The organism is Streptomyces sp. NPDC048338, assembly GCF_043201055.1.
GTDB lineage: Bacteria > Actinomycetota > Actinomycetes > Streptomycetales > Streptomycetaceae > Streptomyces.
Map to the genome: position 1 here is coordinate 141090 of NZ_JBICYQ010000007.1, position 22781 is coordinate 163870.

The following is a 22781-nucleotide window of genomic DNA, read 5'->3' on the forward strand; positions in this document are numbered from 1 at the left end:
GGACAGCCGGATCGCCGGCACGTACTCCGACGGCACGGGCATCTCGTTCGGATCATCGACGGGCAGACCGGGCACCATCCCACCTACGGCCGGGAGCAGATAGCGTGAAATCCGAAATACTTCGCATCAGCGCAAGCCTTGCCGCTGCCGCCGTGACGGCACTCGGTCCGTCCTCTTGCGAGGGGAAGCCCGTCGTCACTCCAGAGGCCGTGACCCACCCCGAACTGGTCGGCCGATGGGACGGGGAGCAGCAATGCGGATCACCGATGCTCCGGCTACGTGACGATTACACTTTCTCCAGCAAGGACTTTCCAGTCGAGTGGGACGGCCCCGGGCCGGACTCGCAGGTGACGCGCCGTTCATCCGACGGGAAATGGCACGGGGTCAACAAGGACCCCGGCCTGTCACCGTACCTGGTGCTTCGATTCAAGAATCACAACGACATCCAGATTCTGCACTTCTATGTGGAGCATGGGGAGTTGCAGATGGACGGGACTGTCCACGCGGGCGGCGGGGACCCCTATCCCTACCCTTGCCACTACAAACGCACCTCGGTCGACCCTGAAGCATAGGGCCGTTTCCACCGCCCCGGTCGTCCTCGGCCCTCATGGCCGCCCGCCGAACCGCCAGTTGTGGACCTCGATGTCGGCATACCGGTCCGGGGTCAGGACGGCGCTTGCCGTGTCCGGGTCCGGCGCCTGGACCAACGCCGCCGTGCCCAGCCAGATGGCGCCGTCATCGGACAGCAGTGGCCCGTAGGCGATCAGCCCGTCCACGTCGGACGGCACCGCGAGGTCGGCGGGCTGCCCCGCGCCGAGGCCGACGACCAGGTACCGGTTGCCGCCGGTCCGGCCGCCCGGGAAATCCCACATCGTGCGCCCCAGCATGTTGCGCCACCGCCGCAGCAGCACGTCCCGGTAGACGCCGGCCTGGTAGCCGGGCTCGTCGAAGGCGAACCTGCGGGCAGCGGCGGGATCCGGCAGGTCGACGATGTGCACGCTGCCGGTGGGTGTGTCTCCGTCGTCGGCAAGGGTCGGTCCCCGGGCGATCATCTCCTTCGCGTACTGGTCCATGTACGACCAGTGCTCTTCCAGCAGCTCAAGGCGCAGCGGCAACGATCCGGGCCGGTCACGGTGGTAGCAGAGGAACTCCATGCCCAAGGATCTCCTCACGGTGGCGACCAGGTCGAGCGGGTTTCACCGCGATGGCTGCTCGACGGCGTTGCTCCGGCAGGGCACGTGCGGAGTCACCGTCCCAGGTCCCGGTTCCCGTGCCGGGCGGAGACACGTCACCCGGCCGCCGCCGGCGCCGTCGGGCGGCCCCCGGTCCCTAGCTCCCGAGGTCACAACATGACGTGCTTGGGGTGGGTGTAGTCGAGGAGGCCCGCCAGGGAGAGGTCGCTGCCGTAGCCCGAGTGGCCGATGCCGCCGTGGGGCATCTCGGAGACCGTGGTGCCGTGGGTGTTGACCCAGACGATGCCCGTCCGGAGGGCGCGGGTGGCGCGCATCGCGCGGTCGTGGTTCGTGGTCCAGATGCCGGCGGCGAGGCCGAAACGGACGTCGTTGGCCAGGCGCAGGGACTCCTCCTCGGTGCGGAAGGGCTGGACCGTCACCACGGGGGCGAACGTCTCCTCCTGGACCAGTTCGTCCTCCTGGCGGACGCCGGCCACGACCGTCGCCTGGTGGAACCAGCCGGGGCCGGGGAGGGCCTTCCCACCGGTGACGATCTCGGCGTGGGACGGGAGGCGATCCAAGAGGGCTTCGACCGCGGCCCGTTGGGTCGCGTTGTTCAGCGGGCCGAAGGCGGCCTCGCGGTGGGCGGGGGTGGCGGCCGCGGCCGCGAAGGCCGCGAGGAACGCGTCGTACACGCGCTCGTGGACCAGGAGGCGGCTGGGTGCCGTGCAGTCCTGTCCGGCGTTGTAGTACGCGACCTCGGCGAGTGCCGTGGCGGTGGACTCCACGTCCACGTCGTCGTGGACGATGACCGGGGCGTTCCCGCCGAGCTCCAGGTGCAGTCGCTTGAGGCCGACGGCCGCGGCGGCAGCGATCTCCTGACCTGCCCGCACGCTGCCGGTGACGGCGATCAGGGCGACGTCCCGGTGTGCGGTGAGCGCCCGGCCGGTGTCGCGGTCGCCGCAGACGACATTGAGAACACCCGGCGGGAGGTGCGCAGCCGCGATCCGGGCCAGGAGGACCGCCGAAGAGGGCGTGGTGTCGGCGGGTTTGAGCACGGTGGTGTTCCCCGCCGCGATCGCCGGGGCGATCTTCCAGGCCGCCATCATCAGCGGGTAGTTCCAGGGGGTGATCTGGGCGCATACGCCGACCGGTTCGCGGCGCAGCACCGATGTGCGGCCCTCGGTGTACTCCCCCGCCGCGATGCCCGGCAGGGTCCGCGCCGCTCCGGCGAAGAAGCGGACCGTGTCGACGACGGCCGGGAGTTCGTCCTCGCGGAAGCGCTCGGCCGGTTTGCCCGTGTCCCGGCACTCGGCCTCGACCAGGGCGTCGGCGTGTGCCTCGAGGGCGTCGGCGATGCCGAGCAGGGCCCGCTGGCGGGTGGCCGGCGTGGCCGCCGACCAGTGCGGGAACTCCGCTGCGGCCGCCGCGCAGGCCGCGTCGGTGTCGGCCCGACCGGAGCGGGGGGCGTGGCCGTGGACCTCGCCGGTGGCGGGGTCCACCAGTTCCATCGTCCGGCCGGACGCGGCGGGGCGGTCCTTCCCGCCGATGTGGTTCGCGAGCGTGTCAGCCACGGGTCAGTGCCTCCTTCGACGCCGCACGGCCGGTGCGTACGGCGCCTTCCATGTAGCCCGCCACCCACTGGTCGGATCCGCAGACGTAGAACGGCGGTTCGTGGGTGCCGTGGCGGGGTCCCACGGCCATGACGTCGCCGGGGGTCCAGTGGGTGACATAGCCCTGGGTCCACGGGTCGGTGCCCCACGTGCGCAGGTACGTGGCGAGCGGCCGGTGCGCCTCCGCGCCGTAGAGGCGGGCCATCTCGGCCAGCAGCTCGGCGGTGCGCAGCGCCGGCGGCATGCCGAGGAGCACGCCGTACCGCTCGGGCGGGACGAGCGCGGAGAGGATGCCCTCGCTCTGGGGCCAGGTGCTGCCGAGGACCCCTTCGGATTCGGAGAGGCCGCTGAGTCCGCGGGCGCGCCAGAACGGCTCGTCGTAGGCGGCGACGAACTTGGCGGCGACCGCGTGGCGCTGCCGGTGGAGCGAGGCGAGACGCTCGTCGGACACTCCGGTGACCGCGACCGACCGGAGCGGTCCGACCGGCAGGGCGCTGACGACGGCGCGGGCGGTGAGGGACTCGCCGCCCGCGAGGCGTACGGTGCAGCCGCCGGGCCGCCGTACGGCGACTGCCGCGACCGGTGCGCCCGTTCGGATCCGGCCGTCGAGCTCCTCGGCCATGCGCAGGGCGACCGTGGCCGAGCCCTCGGCCACCCGGAGGCCCTCCCACGCCTCGTAGGCGTAGTGGCCGTCGGCGGGCACGGCGGTGTGCTTGCGGAGGGCGGCGAGGAGGGAGGTGCGTTCGTACGAGCCGTCGGCGAGGGCCAGCTGGCCGATCTCCCAGAGGCGTACGACGGCCGGGGGCGCGCCCTCGGCACGCAGCCAGTCGCCCACGGAGAGCCGGTCCAGTGCGGTGGCGTCGGGGTGGGACCACGGATCGGCGGGGTCGACGGTCGCGGCGAGCGAGACGAAGGCGGCGGTGGCCTTGCGGTGGGCGGCCTCGTCGCCGGGGCCGAACCAGTGGGGCGGGTCGTCGGCGGAGACGCCTTCGGGGGTGGCACGGGTGAGGGCGCCGGGCTCGGCGACATAGCTGGGGACCAGGGTGAGACCGAGTTCGGCGACGAGGTCCGTGTAGGCGGTGTGTGCCCGGCCCACCACCTCGCCGCCGAGCTGGACGAGGCGGCCGTCGGGGAGCCGGTTCTGCTCGACGCGCCCACCGACCCGGTCGCGGGCTTCGACGACGAGGACGTCGGCTCCGCCCCTGGCCAGGTCGCGGGCGGCGGCGAGACCGGCGAGACCCGCGCCGAGGACGATGACGTCGTGGTTCACGAGGAGTTCCTCCGGTCGGAACCGGGCAGGTGCGCGGCGGGCCGGTCGAGCACCAGGCAGTGTTCGGGCTTCCAGCCGATCTCGACCTCTTCGCCGCCCCTCCAGCGGTCCTCGCGGCGGGAGCGGACGGTGTTCTGCTCCAGGACGGAGACCGTGACGCCGGGGGCGAGTTCGATGAGGTACGTCGTGGTCGGTCCGGAGTAGACGGTCTCCCGGACGGTGCCGCGGACCTTGGCCATGCCCGGCTCGAAGTCGGAGAGCCAGACCTTCTCGGGACGGATCGAGAGGCTGACCCGGCTGCCGTCCGACACATCGGGGCGGAGGCCCACGGGCAGGGCGGGGCCGCCCTCGTCGGGCACGACCTCGCCGGCGCGGTAGGTGCCGGCGACCAGGTTCGACGTACCCATGAAGGAGGCCACGAAGCCGCTCGTCGGGTGCTCGTACACGTCTTCCGGCGTGCCGCACTGCTCGACGCGCCCTTCGTTCATCACGGCGAGGCGGTCCGACATGGTCAGCGCCTCGTCCTGGTCGTGGGTGACGAAGACGAAGGTGATCCCGACCTCGCGCTGGATCTGCTTGAGCTCGACCTGCATCCGGCGGCGGAGCTTGAGGTCGAGGGCGGCCAGCGGCTCGTCCAGGAGCAGCACCTGGGGGCGGTTGACCAGCGCGCGGGCGAGCGCGACGCGCTGGCGCTGCCCGCCGGAGAGCGTCGTCGGCTTGCGGTCGGCCAGCGGGCCGAGCTGGACGAGGTCGAGCATGTCGGCCACGCGCCGGCGGATCTCGGCGCGGGCGACTCCTTTCCGCTTGAGACCGAAGGCCACGTTGTCCGCCAGCGAGAGGTGGTCGAAGAGGGCGTAGCTCTGGAAGACGGTGTTGACGTTGCGCTTGTCGGGCGGCAGGCCGGTGACGTCCTCGCCGTCGAGGAGAACGCTGCCGGCGGTGGGATCGGCGAAGCCGCCGGTCATCCGCAGCAGGGTGGTCTTTCCGCAGCCGGAGGGGCCGAGGAGGGAGAAGAACTCGCCCTGGGCGATGTCGAGCGTGACGCCGTCGACGGCGTACGTGGCGGCGTACCGCTTGCTGACCCGGTCGAGCCGGACGGCGGGGTGCGGGTGGGGGTGCTGCATGGGTGTCACTTCCCCGAGAGCAGATCGAGGCCGCCGCGGCGGCCGAACAGGCGCGGGATGGCGAGCGCGAGGGCGATGAGCGCGAGGGATCCGGCGAGCATGAGGGTGCCGGCGGCGTTGATGGTGGGCTGGACGCCGAATCTGATCGCCGAGTAGATGCGTACGGACAGCGGCTGCGGCTCGACGCCGGTGGTGAAGTAGGCGAGCACGAAGTCGTCGAAGACCAGGGCGAAGACGAGGACCGCGGAGGCGAGGATGCTGGGGAGCAGGGCGGGCAGGGTCACCAGGCGCAGCGCCTGGCGGCGGGTGGCGCCGAGGTCCATCGCGGCCTCTTCGACCTCCGGGTTGAGTGCGGCGATGCGGGAGCGCAGGATCACCGTGACGTAGGAGATGGAGAAGGTGATCTCGGCCAGCATCACGGTGGTGGTGGAGAGAGTGATGCCCAGGCCCTTGAAGAGCAGCATCGCGCCGACTCCGGTGACGATCTCCGGGGTGATCAGCGGGACGAGCATGACCAGGCCGGCGAAGGAGCCGAGGCGGCTCCGGCCGCGGACCAGGCCGAGGGCGAGGGCCACGCCGAGAACCAGTGAGCCGGCCATGGCGACGAGCGAGACCTCCAGGCTCATGCCGATGGAGTCGATGAGCACGTCGTCGTGGAGGAACGCCTGGTACCAGCGGAGGCTGAAGTCGTGGAAGACGGTGAGGGACTTCTGCGAGTTGAAGGAGAACAGGACGACGACGGCGATGGGGAGGTAGAGCAGCATGAAGAAGGCCACGGTGACCGCGATGGCGAAGCGGGGGCGGCGCTCGGCGCCCCGGCGGGCCGGACGGAGGGTCATCGGGTCGCCTCCGCCTCGTCCTTGCGGGTGCGCCGCAGGTAGCCGAGCATCCCGAGGAACAGCACAGCCATCAGGAGCATGGTCAGGGCGGCGCCGAGTGGCCAGTTCTGGCCCTGGAAGAACTTGTCCTGGATCAGGTTGCCGATCATGATCTGGTCGGGCCCTCCCATGAGCTGGGCGCTGACGAAGTCGCCCATGGCGGGCAGGAAGACGAGGACGCAGCCGGCCGCGGCCCCCTGCCGGGTGGCGGGTACGGTGACGAAGAAGAAGGTGCGCAGGGGGCCGCCGTAGAGGTCGCGGCCTGCCTCGATGAGCGACGTGTCCATGCGCTCCAGGGCCGCGTACAACGGGATGATCATGAACACCACGAACCCGTAGACGAGCCCCGCGACGACCCCGAGGCCGGACTGGAGGATCCTGGTGTCGCCGTCCGCGAGGCCGATAGCCCGGAGGGCCTTCAGCAGCGGACCGTCGTCGGAGAGGACGACGGACCAGCCGTACATCCGCACCAGGTAGTTGGCGAAGAACGGCACGACGATCGCGGCGATCAGCAGGTTCTTGAAGCGCCCGCCGCACAGCGCGATGGCGTACGCGACGGGGTAGGCCACGGCCAGGCAGACGACGCAGGTGACGAGGGCGTAGCCGAGGGAGCGCAGCAGGACGGTGCGGTAGACCGGGTCGGCCAGCGCCGCGATGTTGCCGAAGTCCAGGCCGAAGTGCGGGTTCCCGAGGGGGTCGGTGGTGCCGAACGCCAGCGTGCCGACCAGCAGCAGGGAGACGACGAGGAAGCCGGTCATCCAGAGGGTGCCGGGGAGCATGAGCCAGGTCCACAGCCGTGCCCCCGCCGCGGCCGGCCCCTCGTGGAGGGCCGGGGGGTGGGTGGCCGTGCCGGTACGGTCACGTCGTGCCATGTCAGCCGGCCTTCACGTCGGTCCAGGCGGCGTCGCGGGCCCGTTCGCCCTCGGCGGTGCCGTTGCGGAAGAACAGGTCGCGCTTGAGGTCGTCGGCGGTCACCTGGCACTGCGGAAAGGGCTCCACCAGGGCGGTGTAGGTGTCCTCGGAGCCGCGGACCGGCATCGGGTAGCCGATGTACTCGATGTTCTTCTTCACGTTCTCAGGGCGGAGCATCCAGTCGATGAAGAGCATCGCGGTGCCGGGATGCCGGGCGTTGGCGGGGATGGCGTAGCAGTCGGAGTTGACGGGGGCGCCCTCCCGGGCGACCTCGAAGCCGAAGACGGAGGGGTCCTTCGCCTGGGCGAGCATGGCGGCCATGTCCCCGCTCCACGCCTGGGTCATGTCGGCGTTGCCGTTGAGCAGGTTGTTGTAGCTGTCGCTGGAGAAGCCGCGCAGTCGGGGGCGGAGCGTGCGCAGGCTCTCGGTGATCGTCCGGAGGTCGTCCGGGTCCTCGGTGCCGAGGTCGAATCCGTGCTTGAGCGCGCCCATGCCCAGCACTTCGTCGCGGTCGTCGAGGACGAAGACCTTGCCCTTCGCCGCGGCGCTCCACAGGTCGTCCCAGGAGCCGGTCAGGTCACCGAGCCGGTCCTTGCGCCATCCGATGCCGGTCTTGTACATGGTGAAGGGGACCGTGTGGGCGGAGCCCTTGTCGTACCAGGGGTCGGCGAAGTACGTGTAGCCGGCGAAGACCGCCTCGGCGTTTCCCAGGCGTGTGTGGTCGATCGCGCGGAGCTTGCCGCCGGCGGCGAGGCGCTGCGCCCACTTCGCGGTGGGGAAGATGATGTCGTAGCGGTTCCCGGCGTTGAGCTTGGCCGCCATGCCTTCCATGGAGTCGAAGTTCGACTGGACGACCTTGACGCCGTACTTCTTCGAGAAGCCCTCGAACACGGCGGGGTCGACGAAGTCGGCCCAGTTGAAGTAGACGAGGTCGCCGTCGACCTTGACGTCGATCGGCCTGTCGTCCGCCGCCGCGTCGGCCGGGTCGGGGCCGGAGGCGAAGCCGCAGCCCGCCGCGGTGAGGCCGAGGGTGGCCGTGGTGCCGGCGACACCGGCGCGGAGGAGGGTGCGGCGGGACAGGGGTCGTGCCTCGGGGGACATGGGGGTCCTCTCCGTAGGGCCGCCGGGGGGACGGCGAGGGGAACGGACGGCGCGTCAGCGCGCGGGCTCGGAGGGGTGCGCACACGGGTGGCTCTCGTGCTGCTTGCGGCCGGACGGGACGACCGGGCGTCAGGGTCCGGAGGTTCGCCGTGCCGGCGGGGCGGTACGGCGGGTCGCCCTGCCCGCCGGCGGGGTGGGGCAGGCCCGGCTCACCGCTCCGCGGCGTCGAGGTCGGCCCGGATGCGGGCGGCGAACCAGCCGACCGCCGACTCGCGGTGCGACAGGGGCCCGGGCTCGAAACCGGGGGTGGAGAGCCCCTTCTGGACGCGCGCGACCAGTTCGGCGTCCTCGTCGTTGGTGATCCAGCCGATGTGGATGTTGAGGCGCCGGGCCAGGCGGGTGCGCAGGCTCGTACCGCGGCGGGTGTAGAACGCGCCGGGTACGGCCACCCGGTCCACCGCCGTCGGGATCGCTGTCCAGGCCAGCACGTGGTCGGGGTAGAGGTCGATGAGGGTGTTGGGGTAGATCACCGCGTACCGCCAGACCCTGCGGTCGGCCTCGCCGAGGCCGGGCATGGGGGCGGCAAGGCGCTGGTAGAGGCGCTCGGCCCAGTTCGAGGAGGGCTTGTCGCGCAGCGGCGAGGCGAAGAGCGCGTACGACTCCTCGGTCCGGCAGGTGTAGTTCTGGTAGTCGAGCAGCCGCATCAGCCCGGGGTGGGCGACCGGGACGTGGTAGCCCTCCAGGTAGTTGTCGACCGCCACCTTCCAGTTGGCCTCCTGGACCTCGGCGCCGGCCAGGTCGTGGATCCGGCTGCGGCCGACGGGCACCAGGTCGGGACCCGCGTAGTGGCCGACCTCCTCCGCCAGGCCCGCGCACTGCTTCGCCAGCGGTACGGCGTCCATGTCGAGGTTGACGAACACGAACCCCAGGAACGACTCGACGCGGGCCGGGAACAGGCCGAGCCGGGGCTTGTCGAGGCAGGGGATCTGGCGGGCCTCGGGGGCGCCGACGAGGCTCCCGTCGAGGCGGTAGGTCCAGCCGTGGTAAGGGCAGCGGATCGCCTTGCCCCCCGGCTCCGGGGCGGTGACGAGTCGCGTTCCCCGGTGGCGGCAGACGTTGAGGTGGGCCGCCAGGCCGCCGGCCTCGGTGCGGACCACCAGGACCTCACGGTCCGCGACCGTGGCGGCGATCCGGGCCCCCGGGTCCGGCAGGTCGGACTCGTGGCAGACGAGCTGCCACGCCTTGGCGAACACGTGCCGCATCTCCGCGGCGGACGCGTCGGGATCGGTGTAGTAGCGGGCCGCCAGCGCGGGCCCGGGGTCGTCCCGGCGGGGGATGGGGGGGCCGGAGCCGTCCCGTCCCGGAGCCGCGCCGGGAGTCTCCCGGCCGGGCTCGGCTTGTGGTGTTTCCGGCGCTCTGGGCTGCATCGGGTGACTCCTCCATGCCGTGGTTGCGGCGATCGGATGTCGAGGCGTGCCGGGTGGGGGCAGCAGGCCGGGGCGGACGCCGCCAGCATGCTGACCGGTTGGACAGCCAGATTGCTGGCTGATTTCCGCCGGGTCAAGACTTGTACGCTGACCGATCGGTCAGCTAGCGTGAAGTCACTGACCGCTCGGTCAGCATGCGTGATGCCTGTCGCCACGCTCGCGTCCTAGCGCGATCGCGCTGGCCCTGGGCCGGGAAACAGCCCGCCCACCCCTCGCCCTCCTCCCCCACCGCCCGCCCGGCGGTGGCGGCACCCCACCCGCGGAGGCACTCATGAGCGGTCACCGGCGTCTGGACTGGCTCGGTCTCACCCCCGAGCCGGAGCGGGAACTGCCCACGGCGGTCGCCGCCCTGCGCGCCTCGCTCGCCCGCCCGCCCACGCCATGGTCGGGCCGACCGGCCACGCCGAACCCTCTGGAGGCCGACGAACGGCGCCGGGTGGAACGTCTGGTCCTGCGCGGCAGCCGGCACAGCTGGCTCCGCTACCTCGCCGAGGTCACCGATCTGGTGACCGCCGTGGCCACCGGAACCCGCCCCGGCGACCGCGCGGCCGCCCTGCTCGCCGCCGAGGTGGTCCTCGACCACCACCGCATGCTCATCGGCCTCCCGGGCGCGGGGTACGGCCGCACCGCCGGGGACCGCACCGCACTCGAGGAAGCGGTACGGACCCTGCGCACACCCACCCGCACAGGAGACCCCCGATGACCGTGATCCGGACGCCACCGTCCCCGGCCGGCGTGCTCGGCACGACGCCGGACCTGGCGGAGAGCCTCGAGTCCTACCGGTCCGCCGGCGGCTACGCCGGCACGACCGGCCCGGAGGAGCTGCTGCGCCACCTCACCGCGTCCGGACTGCGCGGCCGCGGCGGGGCCGGCTTTCCGACCGCCGTCAAACTCAAGGCCGTACGCGACCGCGCCGTACACGACCGGGCTCCCCGGGACCACGGCGCCGGGGACCGGCGCGGCGCCCCGGTCGTGGTGGCCAACGGCGAGGAGGGCGAACCGGGTTCGGTCAAGGACCGCTGGCTGCTGCGGGCCCGCCCCCACCTGGTCCTGGACGGCCTCGCGCTGGCCGCCGCGGTCACCGGGGCCGCCCGTGGCTACGTCTACCTCTCGGACCCGGAGGCCGCCGCCCGCGTCCGCGGGGCCCTCGCCGCACACGAGCAACGCCTTCCCGTCGAGGTGATCGAGACCGCCCACACCTACGTGGCCGGCGAGGAGAGCGCGGTGGTCCGCCGGATCGACGGCGGCCCCGCCCTCCCCGTCGCCAAGCCGCCCCGTCCCTTCGAACGAGGGGTGGGCGGCGCGCCGACCCTGGTCGCCAACGTCGAGACCCTCGCCCGCATCGCCCTCACCGCCGCCCGGCCCGACCTGCGCAGGCGCATCGCCCGCACCACCCTGGTGACGCTCTCCGGCGGGCCCGGGGCGCCCGTGCTCACCGAGGTCCCGTACGGCACTCCTCTGCGTGCGCTCGCGGCGGCCAACGGCATACCCGACGCGGCCGGGGCCCTCACGGGCGGACTGTTCGGCGGACTCGTCGACGCGGACGCCCTGCGCCTCCCCCTCGATCCGGACGCGCCGGCCGGGGCGGGCTCGGCGCCGGGCTGCGGAGCCGTCCACTTCCTCACCGGCGGAGCCTGCCCGGTGGCCGTGGCCGTCGACGCCGTCGCCCACCTCGCGGCCGAGAGCTCCCGGCAGTGCGGGGTCTGCGTCGCGGGTACGGCGGCCGTCAGCGGCGCCCTGACCGCCCTCGCCGCGGGCTCCGCCGGCCCGGACACCGTGGCGTGCCTGGAGCGATGGGCGACCGGCCTGCCCGGACGCGGCGCCTGTGGCCTGCTCGACGCCGCCGCGTCGAACGCGGGGAGCCTCCTGCGCTCCTTTCCCGCGGTCGTCCGCACCCACCTCGCCACCCCGTGCCCCGCCTGCGCTCGTGGAGGCGAGCCGCAGCGGCTCGCGGTGGCCGTGCCGCGGGTCGCGGACGCGCCTGCCCGCCGTACCCCGCCACCGGCTTCCGCCCCTCGTACCCCGCCACCGGCCCACACCCCGGCCGCCCACACCCCGGCCGCCTCCACCCCGCCGCCGGCTTCCCCGCTGCCCGCACTGAAAGGAACGACGCCGTGAGACTCCTGCTGGACTCCACCCGCTGCCAGGGATACGGGCTGTGCCAGGACCACGCCCCGGAACTGATCGAAATCGACGACTGGGGATACGCGAAGGTCCTCGTCCTCGACGTGCCGCCCGCCGCCGAGGAGTCCGCGCGTGCCTGCGCCGACAACTGTCCCACCGCCGCGCTCCGGGTGGAGCGCTGACATGGGACGCGATCTGACCGCACTCTTCGACCCCGCCTCCGTCGCCGTGGTCGGCGCCAGCGACGATCCCGCCAAGTACGGCCACGCGGTGGCCTCCCAGGCGCTGCGGGCCCCCGGCCGGCGGCCCGTGCACCTGGTGAACCGGCGCGGCGGCACCGTACTCGGCCGGAAGGCCGCCACCTCCCTCGCCGAGATCGGGGAACCCGTCGAGCTGGTGGTGATCTCCGTTCCCGGCGCCGGGTTCGAGGCCGCCGTGGACGACGCGCTGGCGTGCGGCGCGAAGGCGATCGTCGCCATCACCGCCGGCTTCGCGGAGGCCGGTGCCGCGGGACTGGCCCGGCAGCGGGCGGTCGCCGAACGCGTCCGGGCCGCCGGGGCCGTTCTGGTCGGGCCCAACTGCCTGGGCATCGCCGACAACACCACCGAGCTGTACCTCGCTTCGGACCGGTTCGCGCCCGGCGGCGTGGCCCTGCTCAGCCAGAGCGGCAACCTGGCCCTCGAACTCCAGCTCCGCGGCGCTCCGCACGGCCTGGGCTTCTCCCGCTTCGTCTCGCTCGGCAACCAGGCCGACGTCACTCTCGTCGACCTCGTCGAGGACTGCGCCCGGCACGAGGCCACCTCGGCCATCGCCGTGTACGCCGAGGACTTCGGTGACGGCCGGGCCTTCGCGCGGGCCGCCGCCGCAGCGGGAAAGCCCGTGGTCCTGCTCACCGCGGGCCGGGGCAGCGCCTCCGCCCGCAGCGCCCGGTCGCACACCGGGGCGCTCACCTCCTCGGCCGACGTGGTGGCCGCCGTCTGCCGCGACGCGGGCGTGGAACCGGTGCGCACACCGCGGGAGATGACGGTCGTGCTGGCCGCCCTGGGCGCCGGGCCGGGACCGCGGGCGAAGGGACCGCGGGGACAGGGACGGCGGACGGCGGTCCTGACCGACGGCGGCGGCCACGGTGCCGTCGCCGCCGACGCGGCCGAGGACGCCGGGCTCGCCGTGCCCGAGCTCTCCGGGCCGGCGCAGGACCGGCTGAGGTCCGCCTTGTGGGAGCAGTCCGCGGTCGGCAACCCGGTCGACCTCGCCGGCATGGGCGAACAGCGCCCTCTCTCGTACGCCGACACGGTCGCGGAGCTGCTCGCGGCCGACGAGGTCGACGCCGTCCTCATGACGGGGTACTTCGGTGGCTACGCCGCCTCCGGGGGCGGGCTCGGCGGCGGCCCGGCCGACGGCGGTTCCGTGCTCGCGGAGGGCGAGACGCGGGCCGCGAAGGAGATCGTCGGGCATCTGGCCTCGGTGTCGAAGCCGCTGGTCGTGCAGTCGATGTATCCGCGGTCGCCGAGCTGCCGGGTGCTGGCCGAGGCCGGCGTGCCGGTGTTCGCCGCCACCGAGGACGCCGCCCGCGCGCTCGCGGCGATGACCGGCCGAGTCGGCGACGGGCAGCGCGGGGTGCCCGAGCTGCCACCCGCCGCCGACCCGCTGCGGAATCCGGGATACCACGGGGTGCGGGCGCTCCTCGCCGCCGCCGGGGTACCGTTCCCGCACGCGCGCGAGATCGTCGACGAGGCCGGACTGCTCACCGCGGCCGAGGAGTTCGACGGCCCGTACGTGCTGAAAGCGCTGCACCTCCTGCACAAGTCCGACGCCGGCGGCGTGGCGCTGGGCCTGACCGACCGGGACGCCCTGCTCGCCGCGTACCGCGTCATGCACGCCCGGCTCGGCGCGCCCGCCTACTCGGTCGAGGCGATGGCCGACCTGACCGGCGGCATCGAGCTCATCGTGGGCGTGAACCGCGACCCGCGGTTCGGGCCGGTGGCCATGGTCGGTCTCGGCGGAGTCCTCACCGAGACCCTGCGCGACGTCGCCTTCTCGCTCGCGCCCGTACCGGCCGGCCGGGCGGAGGACCTGCTGCGCGGCCTGCGGACCGCGGCGCTCCTCGGGGGCGTACGCGGCCGGCCGGCCGTCGACGTCGCCGCCGCGGCAGCCGTGATCGAGCGCATCACCGCCGTGGCCGCCGCGCATCCGGAGATCGCCGAGCTGGAGGTCAACCCCCTGCTGGTCCGTCCGGACGGAGCCCTGGCCCTGGACGCCCGTGCCGTCCTGCACTGACCCGCCCCGCCCCCACCATCCGGAGGAGACCCGATGGACTTCCGCTACACCCCCGAGCAGGCCGGGCTGAAGGCCCGCGCCGCCGCATACGCACAGCTGCTGACGAGGTACGAGGACCAGTCCGAGGAGGCGGGCGGCCCGCTGCCGGCGGAGACCGTCCGGGAGCTGACCCGGGCGGCCGTCGACGCCGGCGTCTACGCCATCAACATGCCTGCCGAGTGGGGCGGTGCCGGCCTGTCCCTGCTGGACCAGGTCATCGTCGAGGAGGAGTTCGGCAAGGTCACCAACTGCCTCTGGGACATCCCCTGGCGCCCCGCGAACGTCCTCGCGTACGGCACGGAGGCCCAGCGCGAGAAGTACCTCCTGCCGGTGATCCGGGGAGAGCGGTTCGACGCGTTCGCGGTGACCGAGCCCGGCGCCGGTTCGGACCCCGGCTCGGGTTCGAGCACCGCGACCCGCACGGAGGGCGGCTGGCTGCTGAACGGCGAGAAGTGGTTCGTCACCTGCGGGGACGTCGCCGACTTCCTGCTGGTGCAGGCCGACGCGGGGCCGGAGCGGGCCCCGACCCTGTTCTTCGTGGACAAGGAGGCGCCCGGGGTGGAGATGACGCGTGTGCCGCGGTTCATGCACTCCGCGGTGAACGGGCACCCCGAGTTCACGTTCACCGACGTCCACGTCCCCGACGAGGACGTGCTCGGCGGTGTCGGCAACGGCTACGAACTGACCAAGGAGTGGTTCACCGACGAACGGCTGATGATCGCCGCCCGCACCGTCGGCGCCGCCGAGCGCGCTCTGGAGCTCGCCCGTGACTGGGCGGTCGGACGCCGCCAGTTCGGCTCCCCCATCGCCGACTTCCAGCTGATCCAGGGCATGCTCGCCGACTGCGCCGTCGACATCGCCGTCAACCGCGCCTACACCCACCAGGTCGCCTGGGAGGCCGACCGGCCGGAAACCGACCGCAAGACCCTGCATGCCAAGGCCTCGACGGCGAAGCTCGCCGCGAGCGAGGCCGCCGGCCGGGTGATCGACCGGTGCGTGCAGATCTTCGGCGGGCGCGGCTACGACCGCTCGTACCCTGTCGAGCGCATGTACCGCGAACTGCGCGTCGACCGCATCTGGGAGGGCACCTCCGAGATCCAGCGCCTGATCATCGCCAACGAGCTGATCAAACGAGGTACCCGGGCGCTCGCCCTGCCCACCACCGTCTGAAGCCCCTTCCCCACCCCGATCAGGAGGAGTCACCGGCATGGACTTCCGTCTCAGCGCCCGCCAGGAAGAGCTCAGGGGCGCGGCGCGCGCGCTGACCGACTTCATCATGAAGTACGAACTCGACTGCGAGGAGAACAACGGCCTGCCCCCGCAGGCCCACACCGAGATCCGGGACGCCGTTCTCGACAGCGGCCTGCAGGCCGTCAACATGCCGGTGGAGTGGGGCGGCGCGGGCCTCACCGTCCTGGAGCAGGTCACTGTCCAAGCGGAGCTCGGGCGGCTCACCGGCGCGCTGTGGGACATGGTGTGGCGGCCGGCGAACGCCCTGTCCTTCTGCACACCCGAGCAGCGCGCGCGGTACCTCGTCCCCGTGATCCACGGGCGGCGCCGCGACTGCTACGCGGTGAGCGAGCCGGAGGCCGGTTCCGACCCGCAGAGCGTCAGGACCACGGCGACCCGGACCGGCGGCGGCTGGGTGCTGAACGGCGAGAAGTGGTTCGTCACCGTCGGAGACCACGCCGACTTCATGATCGTGCTCGCGGCGGCCGGCGAGGAACGGGCACCGACCCTGTTCCTCGTGGACAAGGACACGCCGGGCGTGGAGATGACCCGCGTGCCCCGCTGGATGCACACCTTCGTCTACGAGCACCCGGAGTTCACCTTCACCGATGTGCACGTGGGCGACGACGCGGTCCTGGGCGAGGTCGGCGGCGGGTACGACATCACCCGCTCCTGGTTCACCGAGGAGCGTCTGATGATCGCCGCCCGCACCATCGGGGCCGCCGAACGGGCGCTGGAACTCGCCCGTGACTGGGCGGTCGAGCGGCGCCAGTTCGGCTCCCCCATCGCCGACTTCCAGCTGATCCAGGGCATGCTCGCCGACTGCGCCGTCGACATCGCCGTCAACCGCGCCTACACGCACCAGGTCGCCTGGGAGGTCGACGAGGGCCTCGTCGACCGGAAGACCCTGCACGCCAAGGCGGCGATCGCCAAGCTCGCGGCGAGCGAGGCGTCCGGCCGGGTCGTCGACCGCTGCCTGCAGATCTTCGGCGGGCGCGGCTACGACCGCTCGTACCCCGTCGAGCGGCTCTACCGCGAGCTGCGCGTCGACCGCATCTGGGAAGGAACCTCCGAGATCCAACGGCTCATCATCGCGGGCGAACTCGTCAAGCGCGGTACGGGCGTCCTGCAGATGCCGGCGGCGATCGGGGGCGCGGGGAGCCGGTGAGCGGTACGGAGCGGGTCGGGGTTCCCCGTGTTGCCCGGCCCGCCGCCCCCGCACGGAGGATGTCCGGGGGCGGAATGCGCGAGGATGATGCCCAGGTGGGTCCGGCAGCCGGGCCCACCCGCCCGTGCCGCGGGCGCCGAGACCGGGAGTAGCCAAGTGACCAAGGCGGAGCGCGCCCTCGAGACGCGGGAGCGGATCCTGAGGGCCGCGTGCGAAGTGATCGCCGAGATCGGCTTCGAGAACATCAGCATGCGAAAGGTCGCCGAACACGCCGGCGTCTCGAAGGCCTTGCTGCACTACCACTTCGACACCCGCGAGAAGCTCTTCGCCGAGGCGATGACGCACTCCTTCGCCGAGACCGGAGCCGACACCGCGTCGGACGCCGACTCCGTCCCGGCCGCCGTCCTGCTCGCCCGCATCCTGCGCAGCATGCTGCCGACGGACGAGGAGCTCCGTCAGGACTGGAAGCTCTGGCAGGAACTGTGGGTACGCGCGCAGCGCGACCCGGCGGCGCGTCATCTCGCCGTCGACCTGTACGACCAGCTGCACGCCTGGGTCGCCGGGGCGGTCGAACGCGGCATCGCGTCGGGGGAGTTCGAGGAGTGCGACGTCACCGCGCTCGGCACCTTGGTCCTGGCACTCTGCGACGGGCTCGGCATTCGCGTGATGCTGGACGACCCCAGGGTCGATCTGGCGACGGCCCGGTCGACGATCTGGGGGACGATCGCCCCCGTCCTCGGGATCCCCCCGGAGTTCCCGGAGGTCTGAACCGGGCGTCGCGGGCGCCGGACAGACCGGCGTTTCGCGGAGCCCACGCATCCCCCGGCCCGAACGTCGTGTGTTCTCCCTGGTCCCCGTACGGTACGCAGAGCACAGAATCCCTGCACGCCACGAACACCACCGCACGGCGCTCGGGCCTAAGTTCACCTCTGGAGACACCGGAGCGTGAACGGATCCACTGGGGCGGCGCCCCAGCCTGGTGACCGGCGCACCATCGAGTGCGGCGGGCCGTGACAGCCGTGCCTCCATGCCTCCTCGCGTCCCCGCGAGGAAGGGGCCGAGTCCCTCTCATGGAGAAAAGATGAGTCTGATCAAGAAGGCTGCCACCGCCGGCGGGGCCGTCGCCCTGGCCTTCGCCGGAGTGCTGGGGTCCGCGGGCCAGTCGTCCGCCGCTTCGAACGGCCAGCAGATCCGCTTCCACGACACCAGCGGCCTCGTCTACTCCATCCGCATCGAGGGCTACAACCAGAACGGCGACGTGGCATCGGGATGCTTCGCCACCCCGAGCAAGGACACCTGGATCGGCGGCTGGTGGTGGAAGGGGGAGGTCACCGTCACCTTCTACAAGAACAACTCCTGCTCCTTCGCCACGTATTACGGAGAGACGAACGCGTGGGTGCCCACCTCGCAGAGCGGCGACTGGACGACCGTCTCCTCCTGACCACGCCCCCTCCCTTCCGTGACGCCCTCTCTGCCGGCCTGGACGGGTCCGCCCGGTGGGCAATGCGCCGAGGAGGCGGGGAGCCGGAGCCAGGAAATCTCCGGCAACACGTCGCAGTCGTACCGATGGAAACAGAGCGCGAGCCGAGGTTCGTCGCTCGAGTCACAGGGAGCGCCGCCGGCGCGCTCCATCCGAGAAAGTTGATCATGCGTAAGTCGATAGTCGCCGTATTCACGGCTCTCCTGGCCGTGTTCGCCATGAACGTCTCGACCGCTCCTGACGCGAGCGCCCTGACGTGGTACGAGCTGAAGAACAAGGCTTCAGGGAAGTGCGCCACGCCGAAGGGCAACGGCACCTCCAACGGAACGATCATCACCCTGTGGGACTGCACCGGTTCCCCGCTCCAGCACTGGGAGATCCGGGTGGGCGGCTCGGGCTACCAGATCGTGAACAGGGCGAGCGGCAAGTGCCTCACCCCGTACGGCAACGGCTACAAGACCGACGGTGCGGTCCTGACGCTGTGGACCTGCGCCACCACCGGCGACAACCACCCGCAGCTGTTCGACTACGACCAGGGCTGGACCTGGACCGCCTACTCGGGTCCGGACTACCGCTGCCTGACGAACAAGGGCGGCAGCCACGCCAACGGCACCTACCTCACCCTGTGGCGCTGCGCGAGCGACTACCCCACCGAGCAGCAGTGGGTCTTCAACTACGCGTAGTGGCAGGGTCAGGCTGAAAGTCCCCGAGATCAGCGCCCGCATCCGGCAGGTGCGGGGCGTCGTGCGCGGGTGAGTTGGCACAGGGCGGGCCCAGGGGGCCCGCCCTGTTGCGGTGGCAGCTGCCCACTCCCGCCGGCGCACACACGGAGGCCGCACGGCCCGGACCCGGTTCACCCTCCGTCGCGACGATGTCCGACCACTGGCCGACGTCGGTCGCGAGCACGGTACGAACGCGGGCGATGCGTGCGAAGCGCTTGGGAGCGACGTCCGTGCGTGCTTGCTGCTGGTCGTCCTGGTGACCCGGGTGCGGCAGCGGGACGGTGCTCGTGCGGGTGGTGCAACCCTGACAAGGCAACATCCGCACAGGTGCGGCGAGTAGCATCCGGCGGCAGTACACACCCCACAAGGAGCGTGGCACCGTGACCGTCGAGCCCGTCAACTCACCGATCCACACCAAGTACGCCGAGCAGCTGGCCGCCGACCTGGCAGCCAACCATGCCGAGCAGGCGCACCTCACCGCACGCCTGAACCAGCTGCGGGAGGAGGAGAAGTGGCTGGTCACCACACGTGAGTCCATGCCGGCCTTCGAGGTCGCCGAGGCGGTTCCCGTGGCTGCCGACGGACCCGCGAGCAGCGCCGTTCCGGCTGCCGGGGGGCGGGACGAGGCGGCCGTTCCGCAGCCGCGGACGGAGAAGACCGGAAGGGGTGCGGCTCCTGCGAAGCAGAGCGCGACGCGGAAGACCCCTGCGCCGAAGCGCACCGTCAGGAAGACGCCGGCCCGGACCACACCGGCCAAGAGGACCGCGCCCGCGAGGAAGGCCACTGAGGCGAAGACGGCGGAACCTGCCAAGGCGGCCGAGAAGACCGTTGCACCGCAAGGCCCCACGCTCGGCGAACTCCTCAAGGGGCTGCTCTCCCGGCAGCCCGGTGAGCCGAAGAAGGTCAGCGAGATCCGCGGCGAGCTGGAAGCGGCGCACCCCCATCGGGTGACGTCCGAGCAGGTCGTGCGCAACGCGCTGACGAAGCTGGTCGCGCAGGGCGCCCTGGAGAAGGACAATCGCCAGGGCGTGGTCCTCTACACCTGGCCCGCGGCCTCGACCGCTGCCGCCGCGGAGGTGGCGGAAGCCGAGGGGGCCGCGGCCGGGGCGTGAAGGAAGGATCTGCGGGAATTGTCCTCGACGTGAGCCGTGCGGACTGCCCGAAGGCGAGGCCCCGTCACCTCCGTCCACGTACGGGGCCTGCCGTCGCGTTTCCTCCTTGTTCGTTCGGGCGGCCGGGGCGCAGCCGCGTCCAGCCGGTCAGGTCGTCGGCGCCGAGGAGGGCGGTGCCGACAAGCAAGCCTCGGTAGCCGGAGCCGATGAGGCTGCGGGCCAGTGCCGGCGAGTCGATACCGGACGCGCTCATCGGCAGCGGGGTGCCGGTCGCGAGGAGGCTGGGCAGGAGGCGCAGACTGCGGCTGTGATCGGCTGTGCCGCGTTCGCGGCTGCGGATGTCCTTGTTGTTCACGGCTATCGCGCAGTGCTCGGGATGGATGACGCGAGCCGTCTCCTGTTCGCTGGTGACCTCGACGAAGGGGGTCAGCCCGCGTGCGAGGCATCGGTCGATGAGGGACGGCAGAACCGTTCGTGGCAGGACGGCCGCCGTGAGCAGGACGGCCGCCGCACCGGCGGTCGCGGCCCGGTCTATCTGGGCGGGAGTGGTGAAGAAGTCCTTCACCAGGATGGGCAGATCGGTGGCGGCCGCGGTCTCGTCGAGGAGGCCGGGGGTGCCGCCGAACCAGGCGCCGGTGACCACGGAGAGAGCGGGTGCGCCCAGTGCGGTGTAGGTGTCGGCCATCTCGCGGGGGGTACGAGAAAGCAGCAGGTCGGTGCCGTCGGCGGTGCGGCGCTTGATCTCCGCCACGACAGGCAGCCGGGCCTCCAGGACGGCGGAGATGAACCGGCTGTGTTCAGGTGACGCGGACACGCTCATGCTCCTCTCGCCATGTCGATGCGGTGCGTGCGATGCGAACGGTGTCGAAGCGGCCGTCGTCGTGTCTGGCGGCCGTGTCGATGTCGATGCCCAGGAAGCCGGGGTGGCCCAGCAGGTGCCGGTATTCCCCCTCAGAGGGGGTGGAGAGCCCGCCGGCGAGCAGGAAGGGGCGGTCGAGGCGGTCGAGGGCCGCCGTGACGGCGGCGCCGTCGAGGGGTGTTCCCGTACTGCCGACCCTCCCGTCGGCACCGAAGGAGTCGAAGAGAAAGACGTCGGTGCCGCAGTCCTGGTAGGCGGGGATCCAGGTGTGCTCAAGTACGCGGCCGGGCGCGACGTGGAGGACTTTGACGAGCGTGGCGTGCGGGAGCGCTTCCCGCACGAGGGCGAGTTGGCGGGGCGGCAGGAAGCCGTGGAGTTGGACGTGCGCGGCACCTGACTCGTTCACGACCTCCGAAAGCCCGTGGGGGTCGGAGAGCAGCGTGACGATGACGGGCGACAGCCCCGAGGTCCGGGCGGCGGCAGCCAGGCTGACGAGCTGGGACCGATCCAGGTCGGCGTGCCCCTGGGCGACGCCGTACCAGAGCCCGGCCCACTGGGTGGGGGTGCGCGCCAGGACGGCGATGTCCTGCTGGGTGGTGACGCCGCAGACTTTGAGCAGCATCACAGGCCGAGGAGTGAGGCGATGCGGGACTGCTGGATCTCGGTGGTGCCCGAATAGATGGTGCCGGCGACCGCGTTGCGCAACTCCGCTTCGAGGCCGTACTCCGTGGCGTAGCCGTTTCCGCCGAATATCTGCACGGCGTGGAGAGCGGAGCTGAGGGCAGCCTGGCTGGCCACGAGCTTCGCGGCGGCAAGGTCTACGGCGACGTTCTGTCCCCGGGTGAGTTTCCAGGCGGTGTCGTAGAGCCACTTCCGGGCCGAATCGACGCCGACGCGCATCTCGACGATGCGGTTGGCGATGGACTGGTGGGAACCGATGGGACGGCCGAAGGCCTGGCGGGTCTTGGCATAGTCGACACAGCGTTCGAGGCGGCGCTGCATCTCACCCGTGGTCACGATGAACGAGCAGAGGATCTCCCACTTCATGACGTGGTCGAGGACCATGAATCCGGTGCCCGGCGCGCCGATGAGGTTCCGGGCAGGCACGCGGCAGTCCTCGAGGAAGATCTCGCCGATGGGCGAGGCCTTGAGCCCCATGGTCGAGATGGGTTGACCGAAGGTGAGGCCGGGCGTGCCGCGTTCCACGAGAAGGGCGCTGGTCCCGAGAGGTCCCGCGGTGGGGTCGGTGCGCGCGTACACCACGACCAGGTCCGCGACGGGTCCGTTGCTGACGAACGTCTTGGCGCCGTTCAGCACGTAGTGGTCCCCGTCACGGACCGCCGTGGTGCGCATGGACAGGGCGTCGGAGCCTCCGTCGGGCTCGGTGATGGCATGGGCGCCGATGGAGCTGCCGTCGACGACGGCGGGAAGGTACGCCTTCTTGAGCTCCTCCGAGCCGAACTTCTGTACGGGGACTCCGGTGCTGACCATGTGCGTGGTCACGGAGAAGTTGAGGCCTCCGTTCGCGCAGCCGTGCCCCAGGGCTTCGAGGACGTACATCGTGGTGAGGAGGCTCTGGTCGAGCCCTCCCCACTCGGCCTCGAAGGGCAGCCGCAGGAGGCCGCTGTCGCGGACCGCGCCCCAGGGTCCTGTGGGGAATCGGGCGGCACGGTCGTAGTCGGCGTGACCGTCCCCGAGTCTGCCGAACCAGGGGGTGAGGGTGTCGCGCAGTTCGCGTTGGTCTGCTGACCATTCGATCACGGGGCTCTCCTGCAGGGTGTGCGGTGGGGTGGATCAGTAGTGCGACGAGCCCGCGGCGTCCAGGGAGTGGCGCTCGTCGCCCTGGAGGGCGGGGCTGAACACGCAGACCAGGCGCAGATCCTCGTCGGGATCGGCGACAAGCCAGTGGGCGTCGTGCTCGTTCAGTGCGTAGAGGGTGCCCGGCTCGATGCGGTGACTGTTTCCTGCGGTGTCGACGACTTCGCCGCTGCCGGAGATGCAGTAACAGGATTCGAGGTGACGGGTGTACTCGAGGAAGGACTTGGTGCCGGCTCTGACGACCGTGTCGGTGACGGAGTATCCGAGGCCGTCGTCCTGCACGAGGAAGCGGCGGCTGACGCCGTTGCCCCAGTCCACGGTCTTCACTTCGGCAAGCCTGCGCACGATCATGTCGGTGCTCCTTCGGTCGGGTGGGTGTGAACGGATGGGAGTGG

23 protein-coding genes are annotated in these 22781 nt (G+C 71.9%); 11 read left to right on the forward strand and 12 right to left on the reverse strand.

Annotation, left to right across the window (positions count from 1 at the left end; translation table 11 throughout):
• Positions 1-104 precede the first annotated feature (104 nt).
• Entirely contained in the window at positions 105-572 is a 468-nt protein-coding gene (locus ACGFZF_RS18075) for a hypothetical protein (RefSeq protein WP_393555159.1), read from the forward strand.
• 33 nt (positions 573-605) lie between these two features.
• On the opposite strand, the gene ACGFZF_RS18080 is transcribed toward ACGFZF_RS18075, so the two are convergent.
• The 8 genes from ACGFZF_RS18080 to ACGFZF_RS18115 all read right to left on the reverse strand — a co-directional run bounded on the left by ACGFZF_RS18080 (position 606) and on the right by ACGFZF_RS18115 (position 9497).
• The gene (locus ACGFZF_RS18080) at positions 606-1154 is read right to left on the reverse strand and encodes a YciI family protein (RefSeq protein WP_393555161.1); all 549 of its coding nucleotides are present in this window, start codon (positions 1152-1154) and stop codon (positions 606-608) included.
• A gap of 188 nt (positions 1155-1342) precedes the next feature.
• Positions 1343-2683, reverse strand: a complete 1341-nt coding sequence (locus ACGFZF_RS18085) for an aldehyde dehydrogenase family protein (protein WP_393555623.1) — start codon at positions 2681-2683, stop codon at positions 1343-1345.
• Between the two features lie 55 nt (positions 2684-2738).
• Positions 2739-4055 carry a flavin monoamine oxidase family protein gene (locus tag ACGFZF_RS18090; protein WP_393555163.1) on the reverse strand — a complete coding sequence of 439 codons (1317 nt, stop codon included), beginning with the start codon at positions 4053-4055 and terminating at the stop codon, positions 2739-2741.
• Positions 4052-5179 (reverse strand): ABC transporter ATP-binding protein, encoded by a 1128-nt coding sequence (locus ACGFZF_RS18095; protein ID WP_393555165.1) that lies wholly within the window; start codon positions 5177-5179, stop codon positions 4052-4054. The genes ACGFZF_RS18090 and ACGFZF_RS18095 overlap by 4 nt, the downstream gene beginning before the upstream one ends.
• A gap of 5 nt (positions 5180-5184) precedes the next feature.
• A complete protein-coding gene (locus ACGFZF_RS18100; RefSeq protein ID WP_393555167.1) occupies positions 5185-6018 on the reverse strand; it encodes an ABC transporter permease in 834 nt (277 codons plus the stop codon).
• Positions 6015-6929, reverse strand: a complete 915-nt coding sequence (locus tag ACGFZF_RS18105; protein ID WP_393555169.1) for an ABC transporter permease — start codon at positions 6927-6929, stop codon at positions 6015-6017. The genes ACGFZF_RS18100 and ACGFZF_RS18105 overlap by 4 nt, the downstream gene beginning before the upstream one ends.
• 1 nt (position 6930) lies before the next feature.
• Positions 6931-8070: a spermidine/putrescine ABC transporter substrate-binding protein gene (locus tag ACGFZF_RS18110; protein WP_393555172.1), complete on the reverse strand. Its 1140-nt coding sequence runs from the start codon at positions 8068-8070 to the stop codon at positions 6931-6933.
• Positions 8071-8279: 209 nt separating this feature from the next.
• The gene (locus ACGFZF_RS18115; protein ID WP_393555174.1) at positions 8280-9497 is read right to left on the reverse strand and encodes an aromatic ring-hydroxylating dioxygenase subunit alpha; all 1218 of its coding nucleotides are present in this window, start codon (positions 9495-9497) and stop codon (positions 8280-8282) included.
• A 331-nt stretch (positions 9498-9828) separates the two neighbouring features.
• On the opposite strand from ACGFZF_RS18115, the gene ACGFZF_RS18120 reads away from it, so the two are divergent.
• The 10 genes from ACGFZF_RS18120 (at position 9829) to ACGFZF_RS18165 (ending at position 19709) form a co-directional block, all read left to right on the forward strand.
• Positions 9829-10260 carry a hypothetical protein gene (locus ACGFZF_RS18120; protein WP_393555176.1) on the forward strand — a complete coding sequence of 144 codons (432 nt, stop codon included), beginning with the start codon at positions 9829-9831 and terminating at the stop codon, positions 10258-10260.
• Positions 10257-11675 carry an NADH-ubiquinone oxidoreductase-F iron-sulfur binding region domain-containing protein gene (locus ACGFZF_RS18125; protein ID WP_393555178.1) on the forward strand — a complete coding sequence of 473 codons (1419 nt, stop codon included), beginning with the start codon at positions 10257-10259 and terminating at the stop codon, positions 11673-11675. The genes ACGFZF_RS18120 and ACGFZF_RS18125 overlap by 4 nt, the downstream gene beginning before the upstream one ends.
• Positions 11672-11863 (forward strand): ferredoxin, encoded by a 192-nt coding sequence (locus tag ACGFZF_RS18130; protein WP_393555180.1) that lies wholly within the window; start codon positions 11672-11674, stop codon positions 11861-11863. The genes ACGFZF_RS18125 and ACGFZF_RS18130 overlap by 4 nt, the downstream gene beginning before the upstream one ends.
• 1 nt (position 11864) lies before the next feature.
• Positions 11865-13958, forward strand: coding sequence for an acetate--CoA ligase family protein (locus ACGFZF_RS18135; RefSeq protein WP_393555182.1), 2094 nt, complete (start codon positions 11865-11867; stop codon positions 13956-13958).
• A gap of 33 nt (positions 13959-13991) precedes the next feature.
• A complete protein-coding gene (locus tag ACGFZF_RS18140; RefSeq protein ID WP_393555184.1) occupies positions 13992-15167 on the forward strand; it encodes an acyl-CoA dehydrogenase family protein in 1176 nt (391 codons plus the stop codon).
• 37 nt (positions 15168-15204) lie between these two features.
• Complete coding sequence (locus tag ACGFZF_RS18145; protein WP_393555186.1) at positions 15205-16395, forward strand: acyl-CoA dehydrogenase family protein; 1191 nt, start codon at positions 15205-15207, stop codon at positions 16393-16395.
• A gap of 156 nt (positions 16396-16551) precedes the next feature.
• Entirely contained in the window at positions 16552-17163 is a 612-nt protein-coding gene (locus tag ACGFZF_RS18150; protein WP_393555188.1) for a TetR/AcrR family transcriptional regulator, read from the forward strand.
• Between the two features lie 313 nt (positions 17164-17476).
• The gene (locus ACGFZF_RS18155) at positions 17477-17836 is read left to right on the forward strand and encodes a hypothetical protein (RefSeq protein ID WP_393555190.1); all 360 of its coding nucleotides are present in this window, start codon (positions 17477-17479) and stop codon (positions 17834-17836) included.
• A 206-nt stretch (positions 17837-18042) separates the two neighbouring features.
• Positions 18043-18558 carry an RICIN domain-containing protein gene (locus tag ACGFZF_RS18160; RefSeq protein ID WP_393555192.1) on the forward strand — a complete coding sequence of 172 codons (516 nt, stop codon included), beginning with the start codon at positions 18043-18045 and terminating at the stop codon, positions 18556-18558.
• Positions 18559-18977: 419 nt separating this feature from the next.
• The gene (locus ACGFZF_RS18165) at positions 18978-19709 is read left to right on the forward strand and encodes a hypothetical protein (protein WP_393555194.1); all 732 of its coding nucleotides are present in this window, start codon (positions 18978-18980) and stop codon (positions 19707-19709) included.
• Positions 19710-19773: 64 nt separating this feature from the next.
• Here the strand turns inward: ACGFZF_RS18165 and ACGFZF_RS18170 are convergent, their stop codons facing one another.
• From ACGFZF_RS18170 to ACGFZF_RS18185, 4 genes are read right to left on the reverse strand one after another with little or no spacing between them, the layout of a single operon-like run.
• Positions 19774-20523, reverse strand: a complete 750-nt coding sequence (locus tag ACGFZF_RS18170; protein WP_393555196.1) for an indole-3-glycerol-phosphate synthase — start codon at positions 20521-20523, stop codon at positions 19774-19776.
• Entirely contained in the window at positions 20507-21190 is a 684-nt protein-coding gene (locus tag ACGFZF_RS18175) for an N-(5'-phosphoribosyl)anthranilate isomerase (RefSeq protein ID WP_393555197.1), read from the reverse strand. The genes ACGFZF_RS18170 and ACGFZF_RS18175 overlap by 17 nt, the downstream gene beginning before the upstream one ends.
• Positions 21190-22329, reverse strand: a complete 1140-nt coding sequence (locus tag ACGFZF_RS18180) for an acyl-CoA dehydrogenase family protein (protein WP_393555200.1) — start codon at positions 22327-22329, stop codon at positions 21190-21192. Before ACGFZF_RS18180 ends, ACGFZF_RS18175 begins: the two co-directional genes overlap by 1 nt.
• 33 nt (positions 22330-22362) lie before the next feature.
• Positions 22363-22737, reverse strand: a complete 375-nt coding sequence (locus tag ACGFZF_RS18185; RefSeq protein ID WP_393555201.1) for an ectoine synthase — start codon at positions 22735-22737, stop codon at positions 22363-22365.
• Positions 22738-22781: the final 44 nt, after the last annotated feature.